Source organism: Paenibacillus sp. GCM10023250 (genome assembly GCF_042653205.1).
In the GTDB taxonomy this organism is placed as follows: domain Bacteria; phylum Bacillota; class Bacilli; order Paenibacillales; family Paenibacillaceae; genus Paenibacillus_Z.
In genome coordinates, this window is sequence record NZ_JBHSHY010000092.1 from 1 (window position 1) to 1,358 (window position 1,358).

General features: G+C 49.5%; 1 protein-coding gene. It reads left to right on the forward strand.

Annotated features, from left to right (window positions below):
• Positions 1-72: 72 nt before the first annotated feature.
• Positions 73-1,293, forward strand: a complete 1,221-nt coding sequence (locus ACFPB1_RS27345) for an IS256 family transposase (RefSeq protein ID WP_379229379.1) — start codon at positions 73-75, stop codon at positions 1,291-1,293.
• Positions 1,294-1,358: the final 65 nt, after the last annotated feature.

The following is a 1,358-nucleotide window of genomic DNA, read 5'->3' on the forward strand; positions in this document are numbered from 1 at the left end:
GAGTCTGTAAAATACTTTGTGTAAACTCCAAAACCTATTAAAATGGAATCAGTAGAAAGGTTGGGAGAACACATGGGACTTTGGACGAAACAGCAGCTGCGCGACTTCATTAAGGAGAATAATTTGGTGACTGCGCAAGACGCTCAGAATGCGCTCAAGAATCTGTTCGCTGAGACGATCCAGGAGATGCTGGAGGCAGAGATGGAGACGCATCTGGGCTATGCGAAGCATGACGTGACCGCTAAAATGACGCCAAACAGCCGTAATGGCAAGAGTAAGAAAACCGTCGTAAGCGAGTATGGAGAACAAGAGATTACCGTTCCACGCGACCGCCTAGGCGAGTTTGAACCGATCGTCGTGAAGAAGCACCAGTCGAATGTAACCGGCATCGAAGACCAAATTATTGCTCTTTATGCGAAAGGCGTCAGCACGCGTGAAATCCAAGACCATCTGCAGCATCTGTATGGCATAGAGGTCTCTCCGACGCTCATCTCAAACGTGACGAACAAGATAGTCCCCATGATCAAGGAATGGCAGAATCGGCCGCTGCAAAGCGTGTATGCGGTCGTATTTCTCGACGCCATTCATTTCAAAGTGAAGCAAGACGGCGCCATTGTGAACAAAGCCGCGTACATGGTCATTGGCATCGACCTGGACGGAAATAAGGACGTGCTAGGTATGTGGATTGGCGAGAACGAATCCGCTAAGTTCTGGCTCAGCGTCTTAAATGAACTCAAAAACCGCGGTGTGCAGGACATTCTCATTACCTGCGTGGATAACCTGACGGGCTTCTCTCAGGCTATTTCCGCCTGCTATCCAGAGACAGAGATCCAAAAGTGCATCATTCACCAAATCCGCAACTGCACGCGCTACGTGTCTTACAAAGATCTGAAAAAAGTCACTGCCGATCTAAAACCGATCTACAAGGCTGCTACAGAAGAAGCAGCGCTTGTTGAGCTTGACCGCTTTGAGGAGGAATGGGGCAAGAAGTACCCGCTGATCGTCCGCTCTTGGCGTAACAACTGGGACGAGCTGGCCACGTTCTTCAAATATCCGCCGGAGATCCGTAAACTCATCTATACGACGAACATTATTGAAAGCTACCACCGCCAACTTCGCAAGGTGACGAAGGGCAAGAGTATATTTCCAAGCGATGAGGCTCTGCTCAAAATGCTGTATTTATCCACAATGGACGTTGTTCGGAAATGGACAGGCCGCGTCCAAAACTGGGGACAAATGCTGCTACAGCTATCCGTTTTCTTCCCCGATCGCGTTGGTCAGCACCTGAGGTAGGGGGCGGAGTCCCCCTCCATCGCAACACCCTTAAAATTCGTTTACACAAAATTATTGACAGACCC

What these genes read in the sequence shown, in the direction of transcription:
- ACFPB1_RS27345 (WP_379229379.1), top strand. Translation starts at nt 73, where the DNA reads ATGGGACTTTGGACGAAACAGCAGCTGCGCGACTTCATTAAGGAGAAT.